This is a genomic window from Pantoea sp. At-9b (assembly GCF_000175935.2).
GTDB lineage: Bacteria > Pseudomonadota > Gammaproteobacteria > Enterobacterales > Enterobacteriaceae > Pantoea.
In genome coordinates this window covers 582,386-602,462 of record NC_014837.1, presented here as the reverse complement: position 1 = coordinate 602,462, position 20,077 = coordinate 582,386, and the positions used below count along the sequence as shown (strand labels likewise).

At 53.8% G+C, this 20,077-nt stretch carries 18 protein-coding genes and 2 tRNA genes; 2 read left to right on the top strand and 18 right to left on the bottom strand.

Translation table 11 applies throughout. The features are described 5' to 3' along the window. The first annotated feature begins 180 nt into the window (after positions 1–180). Positions 181–927, top strand: a complete 747-nt coding sequence (locus PAT9B_RS02640) for an SDR family NAD(P)-dependent oxidoreductase (RefSeq protein ID WP_013507708.1) — start codon at positions 181–183, stop codon at positions 925–927. A gap of 59 nt (positions 928–986) precedes the next feature. Here the strand turns inward: PAT9B_RS02640 and PAT9B_RS02635 are convergent, their stop codons facing one another. The 17 genes from PAT9B_RS02635 to rlmE form a co-directional block, all read right to left on the bottom strand. After that, positions 987–2,909 (bottom strand): DEAD/DEAH family ATP-dependent RNA helicase, encoded by a 1,923-nt coding sequence (locus PAT9B_RS02635; RefSeq protein ID WP_013507707.1) that lies wholly within the window; start codon positions 2,907–2,909, stop codon positions 987–989. Positions 2,910–2,925: 16 nt separating this feature from the next. Then, positions 2,926–2,982, bottom strand: a complete 57-nt coding sequence (yrbN, locus tag PAT9B_RS31445; RefSeq protein WP_100229640.1) for a protein YrbN — start codon at positions 2,980–2,982, stop codon at positions 2,926–2,928. A 105-nt stretch (positions 2,983–3,087) separates the two neighbouring features. After that, positions 3,088–3,972, bottom strand: coding sequence for a lipoprotein NlpI (nlpI, locus tag PAT9B_RS02630; RefSeq protein ID WP_013507706.1), 885 nt, complete (start codon positions 3,970–3,972; stop codon positions 3,088–3,090). 132 nt (positions 3,973–4,104) lie between these two features. After that, positions 4,105–6,243, bottom strand: coding sequence for a polyribonucleotide nucleotidyltransferase (pnp, locus tag PAT9B_RS02625; protein WP_013507705.1), 2,139 nt, complete (start codon positions 6,241–6,243; stop codon positions 4,105–4,107). A 309-nt stretch (positions 6,244–6,552) separates the two neighbouring features. Further along, entirely contained in the window at positions 6,553–6,822 is a 270-nt protein-coding gene (gene rpsO, locus PAT9B_RS02620) for a 30S ribosomal protein S15 (RefSeq protein ID WP_013507704.1), read from the bottom strand. 123 nt (positions 6,823–6,945) lie between these two features. Continuing rightward, complete coding sequence (gene truB, locus PAT9B_RS02615) at positions 6,946–7,890, bottom strand: tRNA pseudouridine(55) synthase TruB (RefSeq protein ID WP_013507703.1); 945 nt, start codon at positions 7,888–7,890, stop codon at positions 6,946–6,948. Further along, the gene (gene rbfA / locus PAT9B_RS02610; protein ID WP_013507702.1) at positions 7,890–8,297 is read right to left on the bottom strand and encodes a 30S ribosome-binding factor RbfA; all 408 of its coding nucleotides are present in this window, start codon (positions 8,295–8,297) and stop codon (positions 7,890–7,892) included. Before rbfA ends, truB begins: the two co-directional genes overlap by 1 nt. 65 nt (positions 8,298–8,362) lie before the next feature. Beyond that, positions 8,363–11,056: a translation initiation factor IF-2 gene (gene infB / locus PAT9B_RS02605; protein ID WP_013507701.1), complete on the bottom strand. Its 2,694-nt coding sequence runs from the start codon at positions 11,054–11,056 to the stop codon at positions 8,363–8,365. A gap of 17 nt (positions 11,057–11,073) precedes the next feature. Beyond that, positions 11,074–12,561, bottom strand: coding sequence for a transcription termination factor NusA (gene nusA, locus PAT9B_RS02600; RefSeq protein ID WP_013507700.1), 1,488 nt, complete (start codon positions 12,559–12,561; stop codon positions 11,074–11,076). Between the two features lie 24 nt (positions 12,562–12,585). Further along, positions 12,586–13,038, bottom strand: a complete 453-nt coding sequence (gene rimP, locus PAT9B_RS02595) for a ribosome maturation factor RimP (RefSeq protein WP_041525727.1) — start codon at positions 13,036–13,038, stop codon at positions 12,586–12,588. Positions 13,039–13,250: 212 nt separating this feature from the next. Continuing rightward, positions 13,251–13,327 (bottom strand) — tRNA-Met (locus PAT9B_RS02590). A gap of 59 nt (positions 13,328–13,386) precedes the next feature. Continuing rightward, positions 13,387–13,473: transfer RNA gene (locus PAT9B_RS02585), tRNA-Leu, on the bottom strand. 47 nt (positions 13,474–13,520) lie between these two features. Continuing rightward, a complete protein-coding gene (gene secG / locus PAT9B_RS02580; protein WP_013507698.1) occupies positions 13,521–13,853 on the bottom strand; it encodes a preprotein translocase subunit SecG in 333 nt (110 codons plus the stop codon). 218 nt (positions 13,854–14,071) lie between these two features. Further along, positions 14,072–15,406 (bottom strand): phosphoglucosamine mutase, encoded by a 1,335-nt coding sequence (gene glmM / locus PAT9B_RS02575; protein WP_013507697.1) that lies wholly within the window; start codon positions 15,404–15,406, stop codon positions 14,072–14,074. Between the two features lie 7 nt (positions 15,407–15,413). Next, on the bottom strand, positions 15,414–16,247 hold the full coding sequence (gene folP, locus PAT9B_RS02570) for a dihydropteroate synthase (protein ID WP_013507696.1): 834 nt from the start codon (positions 16,245–16,247) through the stop codon (positions 15,414–15,416). Between the two features lie 85 nt (positions 16,248–16,332). After that, entirely contained in the window at positions 16,333–18,261 is a 1,929-nt protein-coding gene (gene ftsH, locus PAT9B_RS02565) for an ATP-dependent zinc metalloprotease FtsH (RefSeq protein WP_041525726.1), read from the bottom strand. Positions 18,262–18,435: 174 nt separating this feature from the next. After that, a complete protein-coding gene (gene rlmE / locus PAT9B_RS02560) occupies positions 18,436–19,065 on the bottom strand; it encodes a 23S rRNA (uridine(2552)-2'-O)-methyltransferase RlmE (RefSeq protein WP_013507694.1) in 630 nt (209 codons plus the stop codon). Between the two features lie 126 nt (positions 19,066–19,191). On the opposite strand from rlmE, the gene yhbY reads away from it, so the two are divergent. Beyond that, a complete protein-coding gene (gene yhbY, locus PAT9B_RS02555; protein WP_021185735.1) occupies positions 19,192–19,488 on the top strand; it encodes a ribosome assembly RNA-binding protein YhbY in 297 nt (98 codons plus the stop codon). A 107-nt stretch (positions 19,489–19,595) separates the two neighbouring features. On the opposite strand, the gene greA is transcribed toward yhbY, so the two are convergent. Further along, positions 19,596–20,072, bottom strand: coding sequence for a transcription elongation factor GreA (gene greA / locus PAT9B_RS02550; protein ID WP_013507692.1), 477 nt, complete (start codon positions 20,070–20,072; stop codon positions 19,596–19,598). Positions 20,073–20,077 lie beyond the last annotated feature (5 nt).

Below are 20,077 nucleotides of genomic sequence, written 5' to 3'. Positions count from 1 at the left end.
TTGAGCGCTCCGCGATGAGAAATCGTTGAATCCTCATTCTAACCTGGCGTGGCGGCCACGCCTGCTCCCCGGGGTGGAGATTTGCAGGATCGTGCAAAAAGCTTGCAGGATTGCGCTACCACCAGATTGTATGGACAGCGCATTCTTATGCTTCCCCGAAACCTCAGGTGGAGAGACACAATGAAAGCACTTGAAGGCAAAATTGCGCTGGTGACGGGCGCTTCGAAAGGAATTGGTGCCGCTATCGCCATGACTTTCGCGGCGGCCGGTGCCCGGGTGGTGGTGAATTATCGTCAGGATGAAGTCGGCGCAGCTGACGTGGTGACGGATATCCGCGCCCTGGGTAGCGATGCCATCGCCGTACAGGCCGATATTTCACGTGAAAACGATGTCACCCGGCTCTTTGCAACCTGTATTGAGCAATTCGGCGCACCGGATATTGTGGTCAACAACGCGGGCATTTTTCATCATGGTGATTTTACCGCGTTAAGCGTCGTCGAGATGCAGCAGCAGCTAAATGTAAACCTGCTCGGCACGCTGCTGGTTTGCCAGCAGGCGGCACATCATTTCCCGTCACGCGGCGGTTGCATCATCAATCTGAGTGCACTGAACAGTCAACGCAGCACACCGGGCTCGGTGCTATGGGCCGCGACCAAAGGTGCCATCGATACCCTGACGCAGGGGCTGGCGCGTGAACTCGGGCCGCGTAATATCCGCGTCAATGCCCTGGCGCCAGGCATTATCCTGACCGAAGGTTTGTTGGCGGCGAAGAAAATGCATCCGGAATTGAAAGCACAGCTGATCGCGGCAACCCCGCTGGGACGTTTTGGCTTGCCGGAGGATGTGGCGCAGGTCGCACTGTTCCTCGCATCGGAGGAGTCAGCCTATGTCAGCGGCGAGCGGGTGCTGATTGCTGGTGGCGTGTAGGAAAGAAGAAAAAAAATGGGATGCCAAGGCATCCCATTTTATTATTCAGCGTTTATCGCTTAGATGTCACGACGACGCGGTGCTGATGCACCTGCTTCTTCGCGACGCGGACCACGGCTACCTTCACGGCTGAAACGTCCGCCTTCACGGCCACCTTCACGACGTTCAGAAGAGAAGCGACGGCCGCCTTCACGACCTTCACGCGGTGCGCCACCTTCACGGTTGCCACGACGCTCACCACCGAAATCACGACCACCGCCACGACGTTCGTTGCGCTCACCGCGCTCAAACGGCTGTGCATCGCCCAGCAGCTGCATATTCATCGGTTTGTTCAGAATACGCGTGCGGGTGAAGTGTTGCAGAACTTCGCCCGGCATGCCTTTCGGCAGCTCGATAGTGGAGTGAGAAGCGAACAGCTTGATGTTACCGATGTAACGGCTGCTGATATCACCTTCGTTAGCGATAGCGCCCACGATATGACGAACTTCAACACCATCATCACGGCCCACTTCAATGCGGTACAGCTGCATTTCGCCGACATCACGACGCTCACGACGCGGACGGTCGCCATCACGGCTGTCACGCGGACCACGTGAATCGCGGCTGTCACGGCTGTCACGACGATCGTCACGATCGCGGAACTCACGACGCTGCGGACGCGGTGCATCCGGCGGCAGAATCAGCGGACGTTCGCCCTGTGCCATTTTCAGCAGTGCGGCAGCCAGGGTTTCCATATCCAGATCTTCTTCCGGCTGCATTTTGCTCAGCAGTGCACGGTACATATCCAGATCGCTGCTTTCCAGCTGCTGCTGCACTTTGGCCGCGAATTTAGCCAGACGACGCTCACCCAGCAACTCCGCATTCGGCAGTTCAACTTCAGGAATGGTCAGCTTCATGGTGCGTTCGATGTTACGCAGCAGACGACGCTCACGGTTCTCAACGAACAGCAGCGCACGACCAGCACGGCCAGCACGACCGGTACGACCGATACGGTGAACGTAAGATTCTGCGTCCATCGGGATGTCGTAGTTAACAACCAGGCTGATACGCTCAACGTCCAGACCACGGGCCGCAACGTCGGTTGCGATCAGGATGTCCAGACGACCATCTTTCAGACGCTCCAGCGTCTGCTCACGCAGTGCCTGGTTCATGTCACCGTTCAGCGCTGCGCTGTTGTAACCGCTGCGCTCCAGCGCTTCAGCCACTTCCAGCGTTGCGTTTTTGGTACGCACGAAGATGATGGCCGCATCAAAGTCTTCCGCTTCCAGGAAACGAACCAGTGCGTCAGTTTTACGACCATAAGCGGTCCAGTAAGACTGAGAGATGTCCGGGCGAGTGGTTACGCTGGACTGAATGCGCACTTCCTGCGGATCTTTCATGAAACGCTTGGTAATACGACGAATCGCTTCTGGCATGGTGGCAGAGAACAGAGCGGTCTGATGACCTTCCGGGATCTGCGCCATAATGGTTTCGACGTCTTCAATGAAGCCCATGCGCAGCATTTCGTCGGCTTCGTCCAGCACCAGACCACGCAGGTTAGACAGATCAAGCGTACCGCGTTTCAGGTGGTCGAGCAGACGACCCGGGGTGCCCACCACAATCTGTGGACCCTGACGCAGTGCGCGCAGCTGTACGTCGTAACGCTGACCGCCGTACAGGGCCAGGACGTTTACGCCACGCATATGTTTAGAGAATTCGGTCGCTGCTTCAGCAACCTGCACCGCCAGCTCACGGGTCGGTGCCAGCACCAGAATCTGCGGTGCTTTCAAATTTGGATCAATGTTATTCAACAGCGGCAAAGAGAATGCTGCAGTTTTGCCACTACCGGTCTGTGCCATACCCAGCACGTCACGGCCAGCCAGCAGGTGCGGAATGCACTCAGCCTGGATCGGTGACGGCTTGACGTATCCCATGTCGTTAAGAGCAGACAGGATGGATTCGTTCAGGCCCAGATCAGCAAAAGTGGTTTGAATATCAGTCATGTAGTACACGTGCCTCTTAGATTGCGGCGGCCAGTCTACATAACTCGTCATGAAAATTTTCAGTCATTTTCATCGAAAAGTGTGAACCGGCTCAAATTAGAAGTTTCGACGAACAGAAAAGCCCTCATCCCGGAAGATGATGACTTAACGGGTAATTCAGGCAATAAAAGTTCGTCAGCTATTGCTGGTCAGATTCTGATAAATCGTCTTGTGCCTGGCCGAGTTGCGCCAGTTCCAACAATGCGTATCGGTGTTCAACAAAGTTGTTAACGTTGTTGGCGACCGCCAGTTTGAACAACGCTTTCGCGTCGTCCTTCTCCCCCAGACTTAGGTAGTGCTTACCTAAATAGAAGTTGGTTTCACTGAGATGTTCAGCGAGCGAGGTGTTATCCGTTGCGTCCGCCTTGAGACGTTCCATCAATGTTTTTTCACTGATGTCGCCCAGGTAGAACTCGACAATATTCCATCCCCATTGATCCCGAACCGCTTTGTCGTAACGCTGTTTCAGCGAAACTTTTGCTTTGTCGACATCCATCTCGCGTTCAACGAGGTAGAGCCACAAGCTACGGAATGGATCATTAGGATCGTCTTGATAAAACGCCAGCAGATCATCTTGCGCTAACTTGTATCGACCGCCGTAATAGAGGGCGATACCACGGTTTAAATGCGCATAGTTGTAAGTTGGATCAAGCTCAAGTACAGAATCAAACGCTTCATAGGCAGCATCAAAATTGCCTGCCTGCGTTAAATATATGCCGAGATAGTTGAACACCTCAGGCATATCCGGTCTGATAGACAGCGCTTGCGAAAAATCGTTCCGCGCTAATGCTCTCAGACCTAAGCTATCATACAACACTCCACGCTCATATAATAGCTGTGCGCGTTCATCATCGGTCAGGGCACGACTGGCAAGAATTTGTTCCATTCGCGCCAAAATCACTTCCTGCTGCAGTGTGGGCTGCAAAGGTACTGCCAGAACTTCGTTCTTACGCCAATTGGAGTTGCTGCATCCTGCCAGCGTCAAAGCTGTCGCAACAAAACACCAGCGCAAAAAAGGCTTCATTTCCCACTCCCGAATACAAACATTGGGATAACCATCCTGTCATCCGCCTGCTGTGCACAAGGATTCCCGCCCTCGCGATGATACAAACACCTCTCCCCGCCAAATGGCAGGGAGAGGCTAATCAGGCAACGCTTACTCGGCGTCAGGTGCATCGGTCGCAGCGGTGGTATCGATCGCCTGCGGTTTCTGCTCTGTCGCTTCTTTGATGCTCAGACGTACACGGCCCTGACGGTCCACTTCCAGTACTTTAACCGGAACTTCCTGGCCCATCTGCAGATAGTCGGTCACTTTCTCAACGCGCTTGTCAGCGATTTGAGAGATATGCACCAGACCTTCTTTGCCGCCGCCAATCGCAACAAAGGCACCGAAATCAACGATGCGGGTCACTTTACCGGTGTAAACGCGGCCCACTTCGATCTCTGCGGTGATCTCTTCGATACGGCGAATGGCTTCTTTCGCTTTCAGACCATCGGTCGCGGCGATTTTCACGGTGCCATCATCTTCGATTTCAATGGTAGTACCGGTTTCTTCCGTCAGCGCACGGATGACCGAACCGCCTTTACCGATCACATCTTTGATCTTGTCAGAATTGATCTTGATGGTGTAAATGCGCGGTGCGAATTCAGAGATCTCCTGACGCGGCGTGCTGATGGCCTGCTCCATCACGCTCAGAATGTGCAGACGTGCACCCTTAGCCTGATTCAGAGCAACCTGCATGATCTCGCGGGTGATCCCTTCGATTTTAATATCCATCTGCAGCGCGGTCACACCATCACGGCTACCGGCCACTTTGAAGTCCATGTCGCCGAGGTGATCTTCGTCACCCAGGATGTCAGACAGAACGACAAATTTTTCGTCTTCTTTTACCAGACCCATCGCGATACCGGCAACGGCCGCTTTGATCGGCACACCCGCATCCATCAGCGCCAGAGAAGCACCGCACACGGAAGCCATAGAAGAAGAACCGTTTGATTCAGTGATTTCAGATACCACACGCACGGTGTACGGGAAATCTTCCTGCTTCGGCATCACCGCCAGCACGCCGCGTTTCGCCAGACGACCGTGACCAATTTCACGACGCTTCGGCGAACCGACCATACCGGTCTCACCCACCGAGTACGGAGGGAAGTTGTAGTGGAACAGGAAGCTGTCGGTGCGCTCACCCATCAGCTCGTCCAGGCTCTGCGCATCACGGGCAGTACCCAGAGTCGCGGTAACCAGCGCCTGAGTTTCACCACGGGTGAACAGCGAAGAACCGTGGGTACGCGGCAGCACACCCGTGCGCACGTCCAGACCACGAATCATGTCTTTTTCACGGCCATCGATACGCGGTTCGCCGTTCAGAATACGGGTACGAACCACGTTCTTTTCCAGGCTGTGTACGATGTCGCCGATTTCAGCGTCATCCAGCGTTTCGTCTTCAGCCAGCAACGCAGCAATGGTTTCGTCTTTGATAACGCCAACCTGAGCGTAACGCTCCTGCTTGTCGGTGATGCGGTAAGCATCGCTGATGCGTGCTTCAGCCAGTGCGGCAACGCGTGCAATCAGTGGATCGTTAGCCGGCTCTGGCTGCCAGTCCCAACGCGGTTTACCGGCTTCAGCAACCAGTGCGTTGATGTTTTCGATAACCACTTGCTGTTGGTCGTGGCCAAATACCACCGCACCCAGCATCTGATCTTCAGTCAGGATATCCGCTTCAGATTCCACCATCAGTACGGCGTTCTGCGTACCGGCAACCACCAGATCCAGACGAGATTGTTTGATTTCGTCGGCAGTTGGGTTCAGTACGTATTGATCATTGATGTAACCAACGCGCGCCGCACCAATTGGGCCATTGAACGGGATACCAGACAGAGACAGCGCGGCAGACGCACCGATCATCGCAACGATATCCGGGTTAACCTGCGGGTTAACAGAAACTACGGTCGCAATGACCTGAACTTCGTTAACGAAGCCTTCCGGGAACAGCGGACGAACCGGGCGGTCAATCAGACGCGCGATCAGGGTTTCGCCTTCGCTCGGACGGCCTTCACGACGGAAGAAGCTACCCGGGATACGGCCAGCAGCGTAGGTACGCTCCTGATAGTTAACGGTCAGCGGGAAAAAGTCCTGACCGGGTTTAGCTTTTTTCTGGCCAACAACGGTTACGAAAACCGCGGTGTCGTCCATGCTTACCATCACAGCAGCAGTGGCCTGGCGTGCCATCATGCCAGTTTCCAGCGTGACGGTATGCTGACCATATTGGAATTTGCGTACGATCGGGTTCAGCAAAATTAAAGTCCTTAACGTCGGGGCAGGCCCATCTCAGGCCCGCCGGGGATTACCGACCTTCAGCTGCATCCTCGCGACTAATGACAACCTTTAACCGCCCCTGCGGTAAAGCCTCTCATTAGCCGCGCGAACCTCTGCAAGCGAAGATCACTCTCAGCAACAATACATGAGTTTGGACCGGATTGCTGCCGATTGCTCGAAAAAAGGGGCCATAAAGGCCCCCTTTTCGCGAAACTCGCACAAATCTGATCATCAGATGCGTTTTTTTGCATACTGTCTGCGCTACACCCTTGATCAGATTCTTCAGACTTAGCGACGCAGACCCAGGTTTTCGATCAGGCTGGTGTAGCGTGCAACGTCTTTACGCTTCAGGTAGTCCAGCAGCTTACGACGCTGGGATACCATGCGCAGCAGACCGCGACGGCTGTGGTGGTCTTTTTTGTGCTCAGAGAAGTGACCCTGCAGGTGGTTAATCTGAGCAGTCAGCAGAGCAACCTGAACTTCAGTTGAACCGCTGTCGTTAGCACCACGACCGTATTTGGCAACGATCTCTGCTTTAGCTTCTACGCTTAGAGACATAATAAACTCCAGTTATTAATGAATGTATGGGTGCCGATCTCTAATTCAGCAGCCCGCTTTTAAAGCCGCGCTATTCTACTCTTCGCCCAGCGGCAACGCAAATGCCCCGTTGGGCAAACCGCACTATTGCGGAAATTCTACCACCAGACGGCGTGGGGCAACGCGCGATCGGTCGTCAATCTCTGCCATACCGATAAATTTGCGCGCTTCACCTTCGGTGACGCGTACCAAACCAGAGGCAGGAACATCAGCGGCCTGTACCGGCTGGCCCAGCTTGAAGAAGGCAGCAACCGCATCCGGTAAATTCACTTCCGGAAAATCCGCAGCCGGACTGTCCATCGGCAACAGCAGGGGATCGAGCAACTCAGCGGGGGCGATTTCTGCCGCATTCGCTTGTTCCAGCAACGCCTGCAACTGTTCCAGCGTGACCATTTTCTCGGCCGGATAGCGTGACACTTGCAAGCGACGCAACATGATCACATGCGCACCGCAACCGAGTTTCTCACCAAGGTCGTCGATGATGGTACGAATATAGGTGCCTTTGGAGCAGTGGATTTCCAGCTCCAGCTCATCCCCTTCCCAGCGAATAAACAGCAGTTCATACACCGTGACAGGACGGGCTTCACGCTCAACGGTAATCCCCTGACGCGCATACTCGTACAACGGACGTCCCTGATGCTTCAACGCCGAAAACATGGTCGGGATCTGCTGGGTATCGCCACGAAAACTTTCCAGCGCGGCATCCAGTTCGGCCTGCGTAAAGGTGACCGGACGGGTTTCGACCAGGTTACCGTCAGCATCCGACGTATCGGTGCGCTCACCCAGACGGGCAATCACCCGGTAACGTTTATCTGAATCCAGCAGGTACTGGGAAAACTTGGTGGCCTCACCCAGACAGATCGGCAGCATTCCGGTTGCCAACGGATCCAGCGCACCGGTATGGCCCGCTTTATTCGCATTAAAGATGCGTTTTACTTTTTGTAGCACGTCATTCGAAGACGCACCCTGATGCTTATCCAGCAGCAATACACCATGCACATCGCGACCGCGACGACGAGGACGACTCATCAATCCTCCTTGTCGTCGTCCGTTGCATGATCGCCACGGCGCTCAGCATCATTTTTGACAACGTTGGTGACGAGGTTTGACATGCGCATCCCTTCGATCAACGAGTTGTCATAGAAGAAGGTCAGTTCAGGCACAATGCGCAGACGCATCGCTTTGCCGACTAAAGTGCGGATATAACCTGAAGCCTCTTTCAGCGCTTTCAGGCCGTTTTTCACTGCTTCTTCGTCTTTATCATTCAGAAAAGTGACAAACACCTTGGCATAAGCCAGATCGCGTGACACTTCAACGCCAGATACCGTCACCATCATACCGAGGCGAGGATCTTTGATTTCGCGCTGCAGGATGATTGCGATCTCTTTCTGCAATTCCTGTGAAACGCGCTGTGGGCGGCCAAATTCTTTCGCCATTATGCTTTCTCCCAAATAATTCGGGAGGCCAGCGGCCTCCCAAATTGCAACACATCAGATGATGATCAATCGATGGTGCGTTTAACTTCAATCACTTCAAAGACTTCGATCATGTCACCGACACGAACGTCGTTGTAGTTCTTCACGCCGATACCACACTCCATGCCGTTACGCACTTCGTTGACATCGTCTTTAAAGCGACGCAGAGATTCCAGCTCGCCTTCGTAGATAACAACGTTGTCGCGCAGAACGCGGATCGGGTTGTGACGCTTGATGTTGCCTTCGGTAACCATACAGCCCGCGATCGCGCCGAATTTCGGTGATTTGAACACATCACGAACTTCAGCCAGACCGATGATCTGCTGTTTGTATTCCGGAGCCAGCATGCCGCTCATCGCTGCTTTCACTTCGTCGATCAGGTTATAGATGACGGAGTAGTAACGCAGATCCACGCTTTCCGCTTCGATCACGCGGCGAGCAGATGCATCGGCACGCACGTTGAAGCCAAGAATAATCGCGTTGGAAGCTGCTGCCAGCGTGGCGTCGGTTTCGGTGATACCACCCACACCCGAACCGATAATCTTCACCTTCACTTCGTCGGTGGAGAGTTTCAGCAGAGAGTCGGAGATCGCTTCCACAGAACCCTGTACGTCGGATTTCAGTACGATGTTCAGCTCGGACACTTCGCCTTCGGTCATGTTGGCAAACATGTTTTCCAGCTTAGATTTCTGCTGACGCGCCAGTTTCACTTCGCGGAATTTACCCTGACGATAGAGTGCAACTTCACGTGCTTTCTTCTCGTCACGAACCACGGTGGCTTCATCACCAGCCGCCGGAACACCGGACAAGCCGAGGATTTCGACCGGAATTGACGGACCCGCAGCCAATACCTCACGGCCCAGCTCGTCACGCATCGCACGCACACGGCCATACTCGAAGCCGCACAGCACGATGTCGCCTTTATTCAGCGTACCTTCACGCACCAGAACGGTAGCGACCGGACCACGACCTTTGTCGAGGAACGATTCAATCACCACGCCGCTTGCCATACCTTCACGGATAGCAGTCAGTTCCAGAACTTCCGCCTGCAGCAGAATGGCGTTCAACAGGTCATCAATACCCGTACCGGCTTTCGCAGAGACGTTGACGAACATGTTCTCGCCGCCCCACTCTTCCGGGATGATACCGTACTGCGTCAGCTCGTTCTTAACGCGATCCGGATCGGCTTCTGGTTTGTCGATCTTGTTCACGGCAACCACAACCGGCACACCGGCCGCTTTCGCGTGCTGGATAGCTTCGATGGTCTGAGGCATCACGCCGTCATCTGCTGCCACCACCAGGATAACGATATCCGTTGCCTGTGCACCACGTGCACGCATCGCGGTAAACGCGGCGTGGCCCGGGGTATCCAGGAAGGTGATCATGCCGTTTTCGGTTTCGACGTGGTAAGCACCGATGTGCTGGGTAATGCCGCCCGCTTCGCCTGAGGCGACTTTGGTGGAGCGGATGTAATCCAGTAACGACGTTTTACCGTGGTCAACGTGACCCATGATGGTCACGACCGGTGCGCGGCTTTCCTGCGCAGCATCGGTATCACGATCGTCCATCACCGCTTCTTCCAGCTCATTCTCACGGCGCAGGATCACTTTGTGACCCATTTCTTCCGCAACCAGCTGGGCAGTTTCCTGATCGATAACCTGGTTAATGGTCGCCATAGCGCCCATCTTCATCATCGCTTTGATGACCAGGGAACCTTTCACGGCCATTTTGTTAGCCAATTCTGAAACAGTGATGGTTTCACCGATGATAACATCACGGTTCACTGCCTGAGCTGGCTTGTTGAAGCCCTGCTGCAGGGAGCTCGGTTTGCGATGTTTACCGCCTTTACCACCACGAACAGCGGCACGCGCTTCTTCACGGTCGGTTTTGGCTTCAGAATGCTTGTTGCCTTTCTTGGCTGGACGCGCAGCTTTGGTGGTGCGGCCACGACCACGACCGCCTTCAACTTCGCGATCGTTTTCATCTTCAGCCTGACGGGCATGGGTCGAGGTGGTGACGTGGTAGTCGCCTTTATCCTCTTCTTCCGGTTTTTCCCATTCAGCTGATTTTTCTTCAGCCAGACGGCGGGCTTCTTCAGCCGCACGGCGTGCGTTTTCTTCCAGCTTACGGCGCGCTTCTTCTTCGGCTTTACGCTTCAGTTCTGCGGCTTCGGCTTCACGACGGGCCTTGTCTGAATTCGCGGCTTTGGTTAGTTCGTCGGTAGGTTGATTAGTCACTTTGTCATTTTCCGCTGCTTCACGCTTCGCCTTGTCAGCGGCTTCGCGCTTGGCTTTTTCTTCGGCTTCACGTTGCGCTTTTTGTTCAGCTTCGCGACGGGCTTGTTCTTCCGCCTCGCGACGCGCCTTCTCTTCCGCTTCACGCTGCGCCTCGGCTTCAGCTTCAGCCTGAGCCTGCGCTTCGGCTTCTGCATCACCCTTCACATAGGTGCGCTTTTTGCGGACTTCGATTTGCACCGACTTACTTTTACCCCCGGTGCCAGGAATATTCAAGGTGCTGCGAGTTTTACGTTGCAGCGTCAGTTTACCTGAACCGGCCTGACCATGTTCACGATTCAGGTGGGACAATAAGGTCTCTTTCTCTTGCTGGGTCACCGCGTCGTTCTCAGACTTACGGATCCCCGCATCAGCAAATTGCTGTACCAGGCGATCTACCGGAGTCTGAATTTCGGCGGCCAGCGATTTTACGGTTACATCTGTCATGCTGTTCCTTCCTGTAATTATGCGTCATCGCCGAACCAGCAGATATTACGCGCGGCCATGATCAGCGCGCCGGCTTTCTCATCATCCAGCCCTTCGATATCTGTCAGATCGTCGACACCTTGCTCGGCAAGATCTTCCAGCGTGCAAACGCCAATCGCTGCCAGACGGTAAGCCAGCGCACGATCCAGACCCTCGAGATTCAGAAGATCCTCAGCAGGTTCCTGATTGCCACGGCTCTCTTCTTTCGCCAGTGCCAGGGTAGTTAACGCATTTTTTGCTCGTTCACGCAGGGCTTCTACCGTGTCTTCATCGAGGCCATCAATTTCCAGCAGCTCGTTGATCGGTACATATGCCAGCTCTTCAAGAGAAGAGAAGCCCTCTTCCACCAGAATGGTGGCAAACTCTTCGTCGATGTCGAGATGTTTGGTGAACATATCGATGGCAGCGTGGGCTTCAGCCTGATGCTTCGCCTGCAGGTCATCGACGGTCATTACGTTCAGTTCCCAACCGCTCAGCTGGGAAGCCAGACGCACGTTTTGGCCGTTACGGCCGATCGCCTGAGCCAGATTGCCAGCTTCAACAGCGATATCCATGGTGTGATTGTCTTCATCCACCACAATTGACGCTACATCAGCCGGAGCCATAGCGTTAATGACAAACTGCGCCGGGTTGTCGTCCCACAGCACGATATCGATACGCTCGCCACCCAGTTCGCTGGAGACAGCCTGCACACGAGCGCCACGCATACCTACGCAGGCACCCACCGGATCGATACGTTTGTCATTGGTTTTCACCGCGATTTTGGCGCGAGAACCGGGATCACGCGCTGCCGCTTTGATCTCAATAACTTCTTCACCAATCTCTGGTACTTCGATGCGGAACAGTTCGATCAGCATTTCCGGCTTCGAGCGGGTCACAAACAGTTGCGCACCACGCGCTTCTGGACGCACAGCATACAGCACACCGCGAATACGGTCGCCTGGGCGGAAGTTTTCACGCGGCAGCATATCTTCACGTACAATGACCGCTTCAGCATTGCTGCCGAGGTCCAGCGTGATGTTGTCGCGGTTCACTTTCTTCACCACGCCCGTGATGATGTCGCCTTCTTGCTCGCGGAACTGATCGACCACCATGGCGCGCTCAGCTTCGCGCACTTTCTGCACGATAACCTGCTTCGCCGTCTGGGTGGTAATACGGTCAAAGGTGACCGATTCAATCTGATCTTCAACAAAATCGCCCAGATTGAATGCTTCATCTTCGAAGCGGGCTGCTTCCAGCGTGATCTCACGAGTCGGCTGTGTCACTTCATCAACAATCAGCCAGCGACGGAAAGTATCGAAATCGCCACTACGGCGGTCAATGCTGACACGCACGTCGATTTCCTGTTCATACTTCTTTTTGGTCGCAGTGGCCAAAGCGCTCTCCAGCGCTTCGAAGATTTTCTCACGCGGCAGGGCTTTTTCGTTAGAAACGGCTTCTACTACAGCTAAGATCTCTTTGTTCATCCTGGTTAGCCTCAATCCGGACTTTTAAAAGTGGGGGACCAGGTTCGCTTTCTGAATGTTGCTCAGCGCGAACACTTCATCCTTACCCTCAACGGTTACCGTGATCATCTCGCCTTCAACAGACTTAATGATGCCCTGCCATTTGCGGCGGTTCTGCACGGCCATACGCAGGACCAGACCCACCTCTTCACCGGCAAAACGCGCGTAGTGTTCAGCAGTAAAAAGAGGACGGTCGAGACCCGGTGAGGAAACTTCAAGGTTATAAGCCACGGTGATGGGATCTTCCACATCCATTACCGCGCTGACCTGGTGGCTGACATCGGCGCAATCATCAACATTGATACCCTCTTCACTATCAATATAGATGCGCAAGGTTGATGTGCGACCACGAATGAATTCGATACCGACCAATTCGTAGCCAAGCGCTTCTACCGGAGCAGAGATCAACTCTGTCAATTTTTGCTCTAATGTGGACAAGCCCACCCCCAAGACATAAAAAAAGGGCCTAATAGCCCAGTGTTGCGATTTCCTGATAACAAAAAACCCCGAAAAATCGGGGCTTTTTGTGACTGGACCCTGTATGCCGCGATGCGGCTCGGAGCACAATCCAGAAGAATTTTTTTCAAAACTCACTGCGAATGCGTCCGTCGATGCATACAGTATATTTGAAAAAGAACTCTAAGGGAAAGTGGTTGCGGGGGCCGGATTTGAACCGACGACCTTCGGGTTATGAGCCCGACGAGCTACCAGGCTGCTCCACCCCGCGTCCGAAAACGTGGCGAATGTTACGCCGAACATGCAAAAATTGCAAGTCATACTGAGATTTGGTACCGAGGACGGGACTTGAACCCGTAAGCCCAATCGGGCACTACCACCTCAAGGTAGCGTGTCTACCAATTCCACCACCTCGGCACTTCACTGACGGCGACGATAATATGTCGCACTGCAAGCTGACGATCTTACTGCGGGATATCGTTACCCGGGGTTGCCGGTTTTGCGGGCTGAGTCTGTTCAGATTTAGCCGGCGCAGTCAGATTTTCCCACTCGCTTCCTTTGGAAGTTTTATTCGTGTTCAGGTTACCCAGAATCAGGCTGATGATGAAGAACAGCGTCGCCAGCACTGCGGTCATGCGAGTCATGAAGTTACCAGACCCGGTAGAACCGAACAGCGTCGCAGAAGCGCCTGCACCAAATGATGCTCCCATATCAGCGCCTTTACCTTGTTGCAGCATGATCAGACCGACAAGGCCCAGTGCCACAATAAGGAAAACAACTAAAAGAGCTTCGTACATAATCAACCTGTTTCCTTGCGCGTAAACCGCACAGTTAAAGCTTCAACCAGTATCGATGGGGAGTCTCGTCATCACCCATCAGAAGCGGGTGTGAATACTAACCAAAGGCACATAGCTCTGCAAGCGCAATTTTCACGAACCTCATCAATTGCGGAAAAAAGCGCCATCATGGTGATTTTACAGGCGGAAAGAGAAAAATCTTACCGCCAGATGTGCCGTTAAACCGCCTTCACCGCATCGGCAATTTTGTGTGCCAGCGCGGTGACCTGCGCTTCATCTTCGCCTTCAACCATCACACGAATCAGCGGCTCGGTGCCAGATTTGCGTAACAGGACGCGGCCACGACCCGCCAGCGTTTTTTCCACTTCTGCACTGGCCGCTTTGACCGCATCGCTCTGCAAAGGATCGCTGCTGCCGCTGAAACGGACATTCACCAACACCTGTGGCAGCATCTTCATGCCGCTACACAGATCGTGCAGGCTCATATGGTTTTGCACCATTGCAGTAAGTACTTGCAAACTTGCAACGATGCCATCGCCGGTCGTGGTTTTGTCCAGCAGAATGACATGACCGGAGTTTTCTGCCCCCAGACGCCAGCCCTTCTCCTGCATTTTTTCCAGCACATAGCGGTCGCCGACTTTGGCACGCACAAACGGGATACCCAGCTGTTTCAGCGCCAGTTCGAGGCCCATGTTGCTCATCAGCGTTCCCACCACGCCACCGCGCAGTTGCCCCTGACGTAAACCTTCACGCGCAATGATGTAGAGGATCTGATCGCCATCGACCTTCGCACCCAAATGGTCGACCATCATGATGCGGTCGCCGTCACCATCGTAAGCCAGACCAATATCGGCCTTCTCATCCAGTACGCGTTGCTGCAACATGCGCAGGTCGGTTGCACCGCAGTTTTTATTGATGTTCATACCATCAGGCTGGGTCGCGATGGCAATCACTGTCGCGCCAAGTTCGCGCAGCACATTGGGGGCAATGTGGTAGGTCGCCCCGTTAGCACAATCCACCACGATTTTTAAACCGTTCAGGCTCAGCTCGCTGGGGAAGGTGCCTTTGCAGAATTCGATGTAACGCCCGGCGGCATCCACTATGCGACTGGCGCGCCCCAACTCCGCCGACTCAACACAGGTGATCGGTTTTTCCATCTCCAGCTCGATCGCCTCTTCCACTTCGTCAGGCAATTTGGTGCCTTCCGCAGAGAAAAATTTAATACCGTTGTCGTCGAACGGGTTATGCGAGGCGGAAATCACAATACCGGCTTCGGCACGGAAAGTCCGTGTCAGGTAAGCAATCGCCGGGGTCGGCATCGGACCGGTAAATGCCGCAGACAAGCCCGCTGCTGCCAGACCCGCTTCGAGTGCCGATTCCAGCATGTAGCCTGAAATACGCGTATCTTTGCCGATCAACACCTTCTTAGAACCGTGACGGGCCAGCACTTTACCCGCCGCCCAGCCCAGCTTCAGAACGAAATCCGGGGTAATTGGTGCCTCACCCACTTTGCCGCGAATCCCATCCGTACCGAAATATTTACGCTCGCTCATGCCTTTTTTATCCTTTTGCTCTGCGTGTCGCTTCAACCACACGCATCGCTTCAACAGTTTCTTTCACGTCGTGCACGCGAATAATGTGTGCGCCCTGCATGGCGGCGATCACCGCACACGTCAGGCTGCCAGTCAGACGCTGCGCCGGACCGACATTCAGCAACTGGCCAATCATCGACTTACGCGACATCCCCACCAATAACGGCATGCCGAAATGGTGAAAATGGCTCAATTCAGCCAGCAGCTCATAGTTGTGGCTGAGATTCTTACCGAAACCAAAGCCGGGGTCGAGTAGCAGATTCTCTTTTTTAATCCCTGCGGCGACACAACGTGCGATCTGTTCGGTGAAGTAAGCATCCACTTCGCTGACGATGTTTTGATACTGCGGTGCCTGCTGCATGGTGCGTGGCTCCCCCTGCATATGCATCAGACACACCGGTAACCCGGTCTCTGCCGCAGCCTGCATTGCACCGGGTTCAGATAGCGAGCGAATGTCATTAATGATGTGAGCACCCACTCGCGCGGATTCGCGGATCACTTCTGCTTTTGAGGTATCGACTGAAATCCATACCTCGAAACGCTGCGCAATCGCTTCCACCACCGGGATAACGCGCTCCAGCTCTTCTTCAACACTGACCTCATCCGCTCCCGGGCGCGTCGATTCGCCACCCACATCAATAATGGTCGCCCCCGCATTAACCATCTCATTGGTGTGCGTGAGCGCATCCACCAATGAATTGTGCTTCCCGCCATCGGAGAAGGAGTCCGGCGTGACATTTAAAATGCCCATCACATGGGGAAACGAGAGATCGAGATGGGTATCACGGGCGTACAACTTCATGGCGAGAGCCTCCTTGGGGAATTGCGTAACTGCGGGATGTAAAAAACCCCGGACCAGCCGGGGTTTTTGTCGAGGTTTGCGCCTCTTATTTGTCGAGCTGTTCTGACATGGTATTGCCCGGATTTGGCGTGCGCGGTTCATCAACCGGACGTGGCGCCTTCGGCGTACCGTTGCTGTCAGAAGAGTTGCTGCCTGGATCTTCCCAGCCAGCTGGCGGACGCACTTCACGACGCGCCATCAGGTCATCAATCTGCGGTGCATCGATGGTTTCATACTTCATCAGCGCGTCTTTCATCGCGTGAAGGATGTCCATGTTTTCACCCAAAATACGACGAGCACGTTGATAGTTGCTATCGATCAGGTGTTTAACTTCCTGGTCGATGATACGTGCCGTTTCATCGGACATATGCTTGGCTTTCGCCACAGAACGTCCGAGGAACACTTCTCCCTCTTCCTCTGCATACAGCAGCGGACCGAGTTTCTCAGAGAAGCCCCATTGGGTCACCATGTTACGCGCCAGGTTAGTGGCGACTTTAATGTCGTTGGATGCACCGGTCGATACATGCTCAACACCATAGATGATCTCTTCAGCCAGACGGCCGCCGTACAGGGTAGAGATCTGGCTTTCCAGTTTTTGACGACTGGCGCTGATCGCATCGCCTTCCGGCAGGAAGAAGGTCACACCCAGGGCACGACCGCGCGGGATAATCGTCACTTTATGCACCGGATCGTGTTCCGGCACCAGGCGACCAATAATCGCGTGGCCTGCTTCGTGGTAAGCCGTCGATTCTTTCTGCGCTTCCGTCATCACCATAGAGCGGCGTTCCGCACCCATCATGATTTTGTCTTTCGCTTTCTCGAATTCAACCATCGATACCACGCGCTTGTTAGAGCGGGCAGCAAACAGGGCAGCTTCGTTTACCAGGTTCGCCAGGTCAGCACCGGAGAAGCCCGGCGTACCACGTGCGATGATGGCAGCATCAATGTCGGTTGCCAGCGGCACACGACGCATATGCACTTTCAGGATCTGCTCACGGCCACGCACGTCAGGCAAGCCGACCACGACCTGACGGTCGAAACGGCCAGGACGCAGCAGCGCCGGGTCAAGTACGTCAGGACGGTTAGTTGCCGCGATAACGATAATGCCTTCGTTGCCTTCAAACCCGTCCATTTCAACCAGCATCTGGTTCAGCGTCTGTTCACGTTCGTCGTGACCACCGCCTAAACCTGCGCCGCGCTGACGACCCACCGCATCGATTTCATCGATAAAGATGATGCAAGGTGCGGCTTTTTTCGCTTGTTCAAACATGTCACGCACACGAGATGCACCGACACCCACGAACATTTCAACGAAGTCAGAACCGGAAATGGTAAAGAAAGGCACTTTGGCTTCACCGGCAATGGCTTTCGCCAGCAGCGTCTTACCGGTCCCCGGAGGACCCACCATCAATACGCCTTTCGGGATTTTGCCGCCCAGTTTCTGGAAGCGACTCGGTTCACGCAGATACTCGACCAGCTCACCCACTTCCTCTTTGGCCTCGTCACAACCGGCCACATCAGCAAAGGTGGTTTTGATCTGATCTTCGGTCAGCATGCGGGCCTTGCTCTTGCCGAAGGACATCGCGCCCTTCCCGCCGCCACCTTGCATCTGACGCATAAAGAAGATCCACACGCCAATCAATAGCAGCATCGGGAACCAGGAGATAAAGATCGAAGCCAGCAGGCTCGGTTCTTCCGGCGGTTCGCCAACCACTTTGACGTTTTTGGTCAACAGGTTATCGAGTAACTTGGGATCATTGACAGGAATATAGGTCGTGTATTTATTACTGTCTTTTTTGGTAACGTTAATCTCACGCCCGTTAATACGTGCCTCGCGGACCTGATCCTGGTTCACTTCCGACAGGAAGGTTGAATAATCAACCCTACGGCCATTCGACTCGCTGGGCCCAAAGCTCTGGAATACCGACATCAGCACAACCGCGATGACTAGCCAGAGAATCAGGTTTTTCGCCATGTCACTCAAGGGATTAACCTCATATTACAACGGTGTTAACAGACAGCGTAGGGTACTATATATCCTTCATACCTGGAATCGCGGCGCTGATGATTTTGCTTGTTTACCCTGAAAGTCAGAATACTCATCGGTATAAACGCATTGGTCGCCTTGCTTTGATCCCGGCAGAACAGGTTATAGTTTGCGCCCTGTCGCCACAATGTACACTTCGCGCGAACGTGAACGCGAAGCATCCGGCTTACGAATTTTCACTTTCGTAAACAGGGAGCGAATTTCCCGCAGGTATTCATCGAAGCCATCTCCCTGAAACACTTTCACTACAAAACTGCCGCCTGGCGCCAGGATATCCCGACACATTTCCAACGCTAACTCTACCAAATACATGGAACGTGGAATATCAACCGCCGGTGTACCGCTCATGTTCGGTGCCATGTCAGACATGACCACCTGCACTTTTTCGTCACCAACGCGTTCCAGAAGCGTCTTCAGCACGGCTTCGTCACGAAAATCGCCTTGCAGAAAATCGACCCCAACAATCGGGTCCATAGGTAGCAGGTCACACGCAATAATACGGCCAGAAGAGCCAATCAGTTGTACCACATATTGCGACCAGCCACCGGGTGCAGCTCCCAGATCTACCACTGTCATACCGGGTTTGAAAAGCTTGTCACCCTGCTGTATTTCCTCAAGTTTAAACCAGGCGCGCGAACGCAACCCTTTTTTCTGTGCCTGTTGCACATATTTATCGCTAAAGTGTTCCTGAAGCCAGCGACTGGAACTGGCCGAACGCTTTTTACCCGTCATAATTTTTCCAGTTAAATCGTCATCGTAGCGATAAATCAGCACGCATCGGTTGCGTTGATTTGGCGATATACCCGAGATGGCGGTAGAATGAACCGTTTTCAATCCCTAAGTAAGCAAAAAAATACGATGAATCTGAGTACCAAACAAAAACAGCACCTGAAAGGTCTTGCCCATCCGCTGAAACCCGTTGTTATGCTGGGCGGAAACGGCCTGACTGAAGGTGTGCTCGCCGAGATCGAACAGGCGCTCGAACATCACGAATTGATCAAGGTAAAAATTGCCTCGGAAGATCGTGAAACCAAGCTGCTGATCGTTGACGCTATCATTCGCGAAACTAAAGCTTGCAACGTACAGGTCATCGGCAAAACGCTGGTGCTGTATCGCCCTGCAAAAGAGAGCAAAATTTCTCTGCCTCGCTCATAAGGCGGGCAAAGAAAGTGCCATGCTCCTGCATGGGATAAAAGGCCGCTATGCGGCCTTTTTCCTTTCTTTACAATATGCAGCAACGCATTTCAAAGCGTAGCAATATCTTAAAGGTATTCCACCTTCAGGATCTCATATTCCACATCGCCACCCGGGGTTTTGATGATAGCGACGTCATCCGCCTCTTTTCCGACCAGACCACGCGCCATCGGCGAGTTCACTGAAATCAGATTTTGTTTAAAATCGGCTTCGTCATCACCCACGATGCGGTAGGTCGATTCTTCGTCCGTATCGAGGTTAAGTACCTGTACGGTAGCGCCAAAAATGACGCGACCGGTTTTCGGCATCTGAGTTACATCAATCACTTGCGCATTGGAGAGCTTCGCTTCGATCTCCTGAATACGCCCCTCGCAGAAACCTTGTTCTTCGCGGGCAGCATGGTATTCGGCATTCTCTTTCAAATCGCCGTGCTCACGGGCTTCGGCGATCGAGGCGATGATGCGCGGACGCTTAACGGTTTTCAGTTCGTTCAGCTCTTCGCGCAGCTTCTCAGCGCCTTTCAACGTCATCGGAATCTGATTCATTTTGG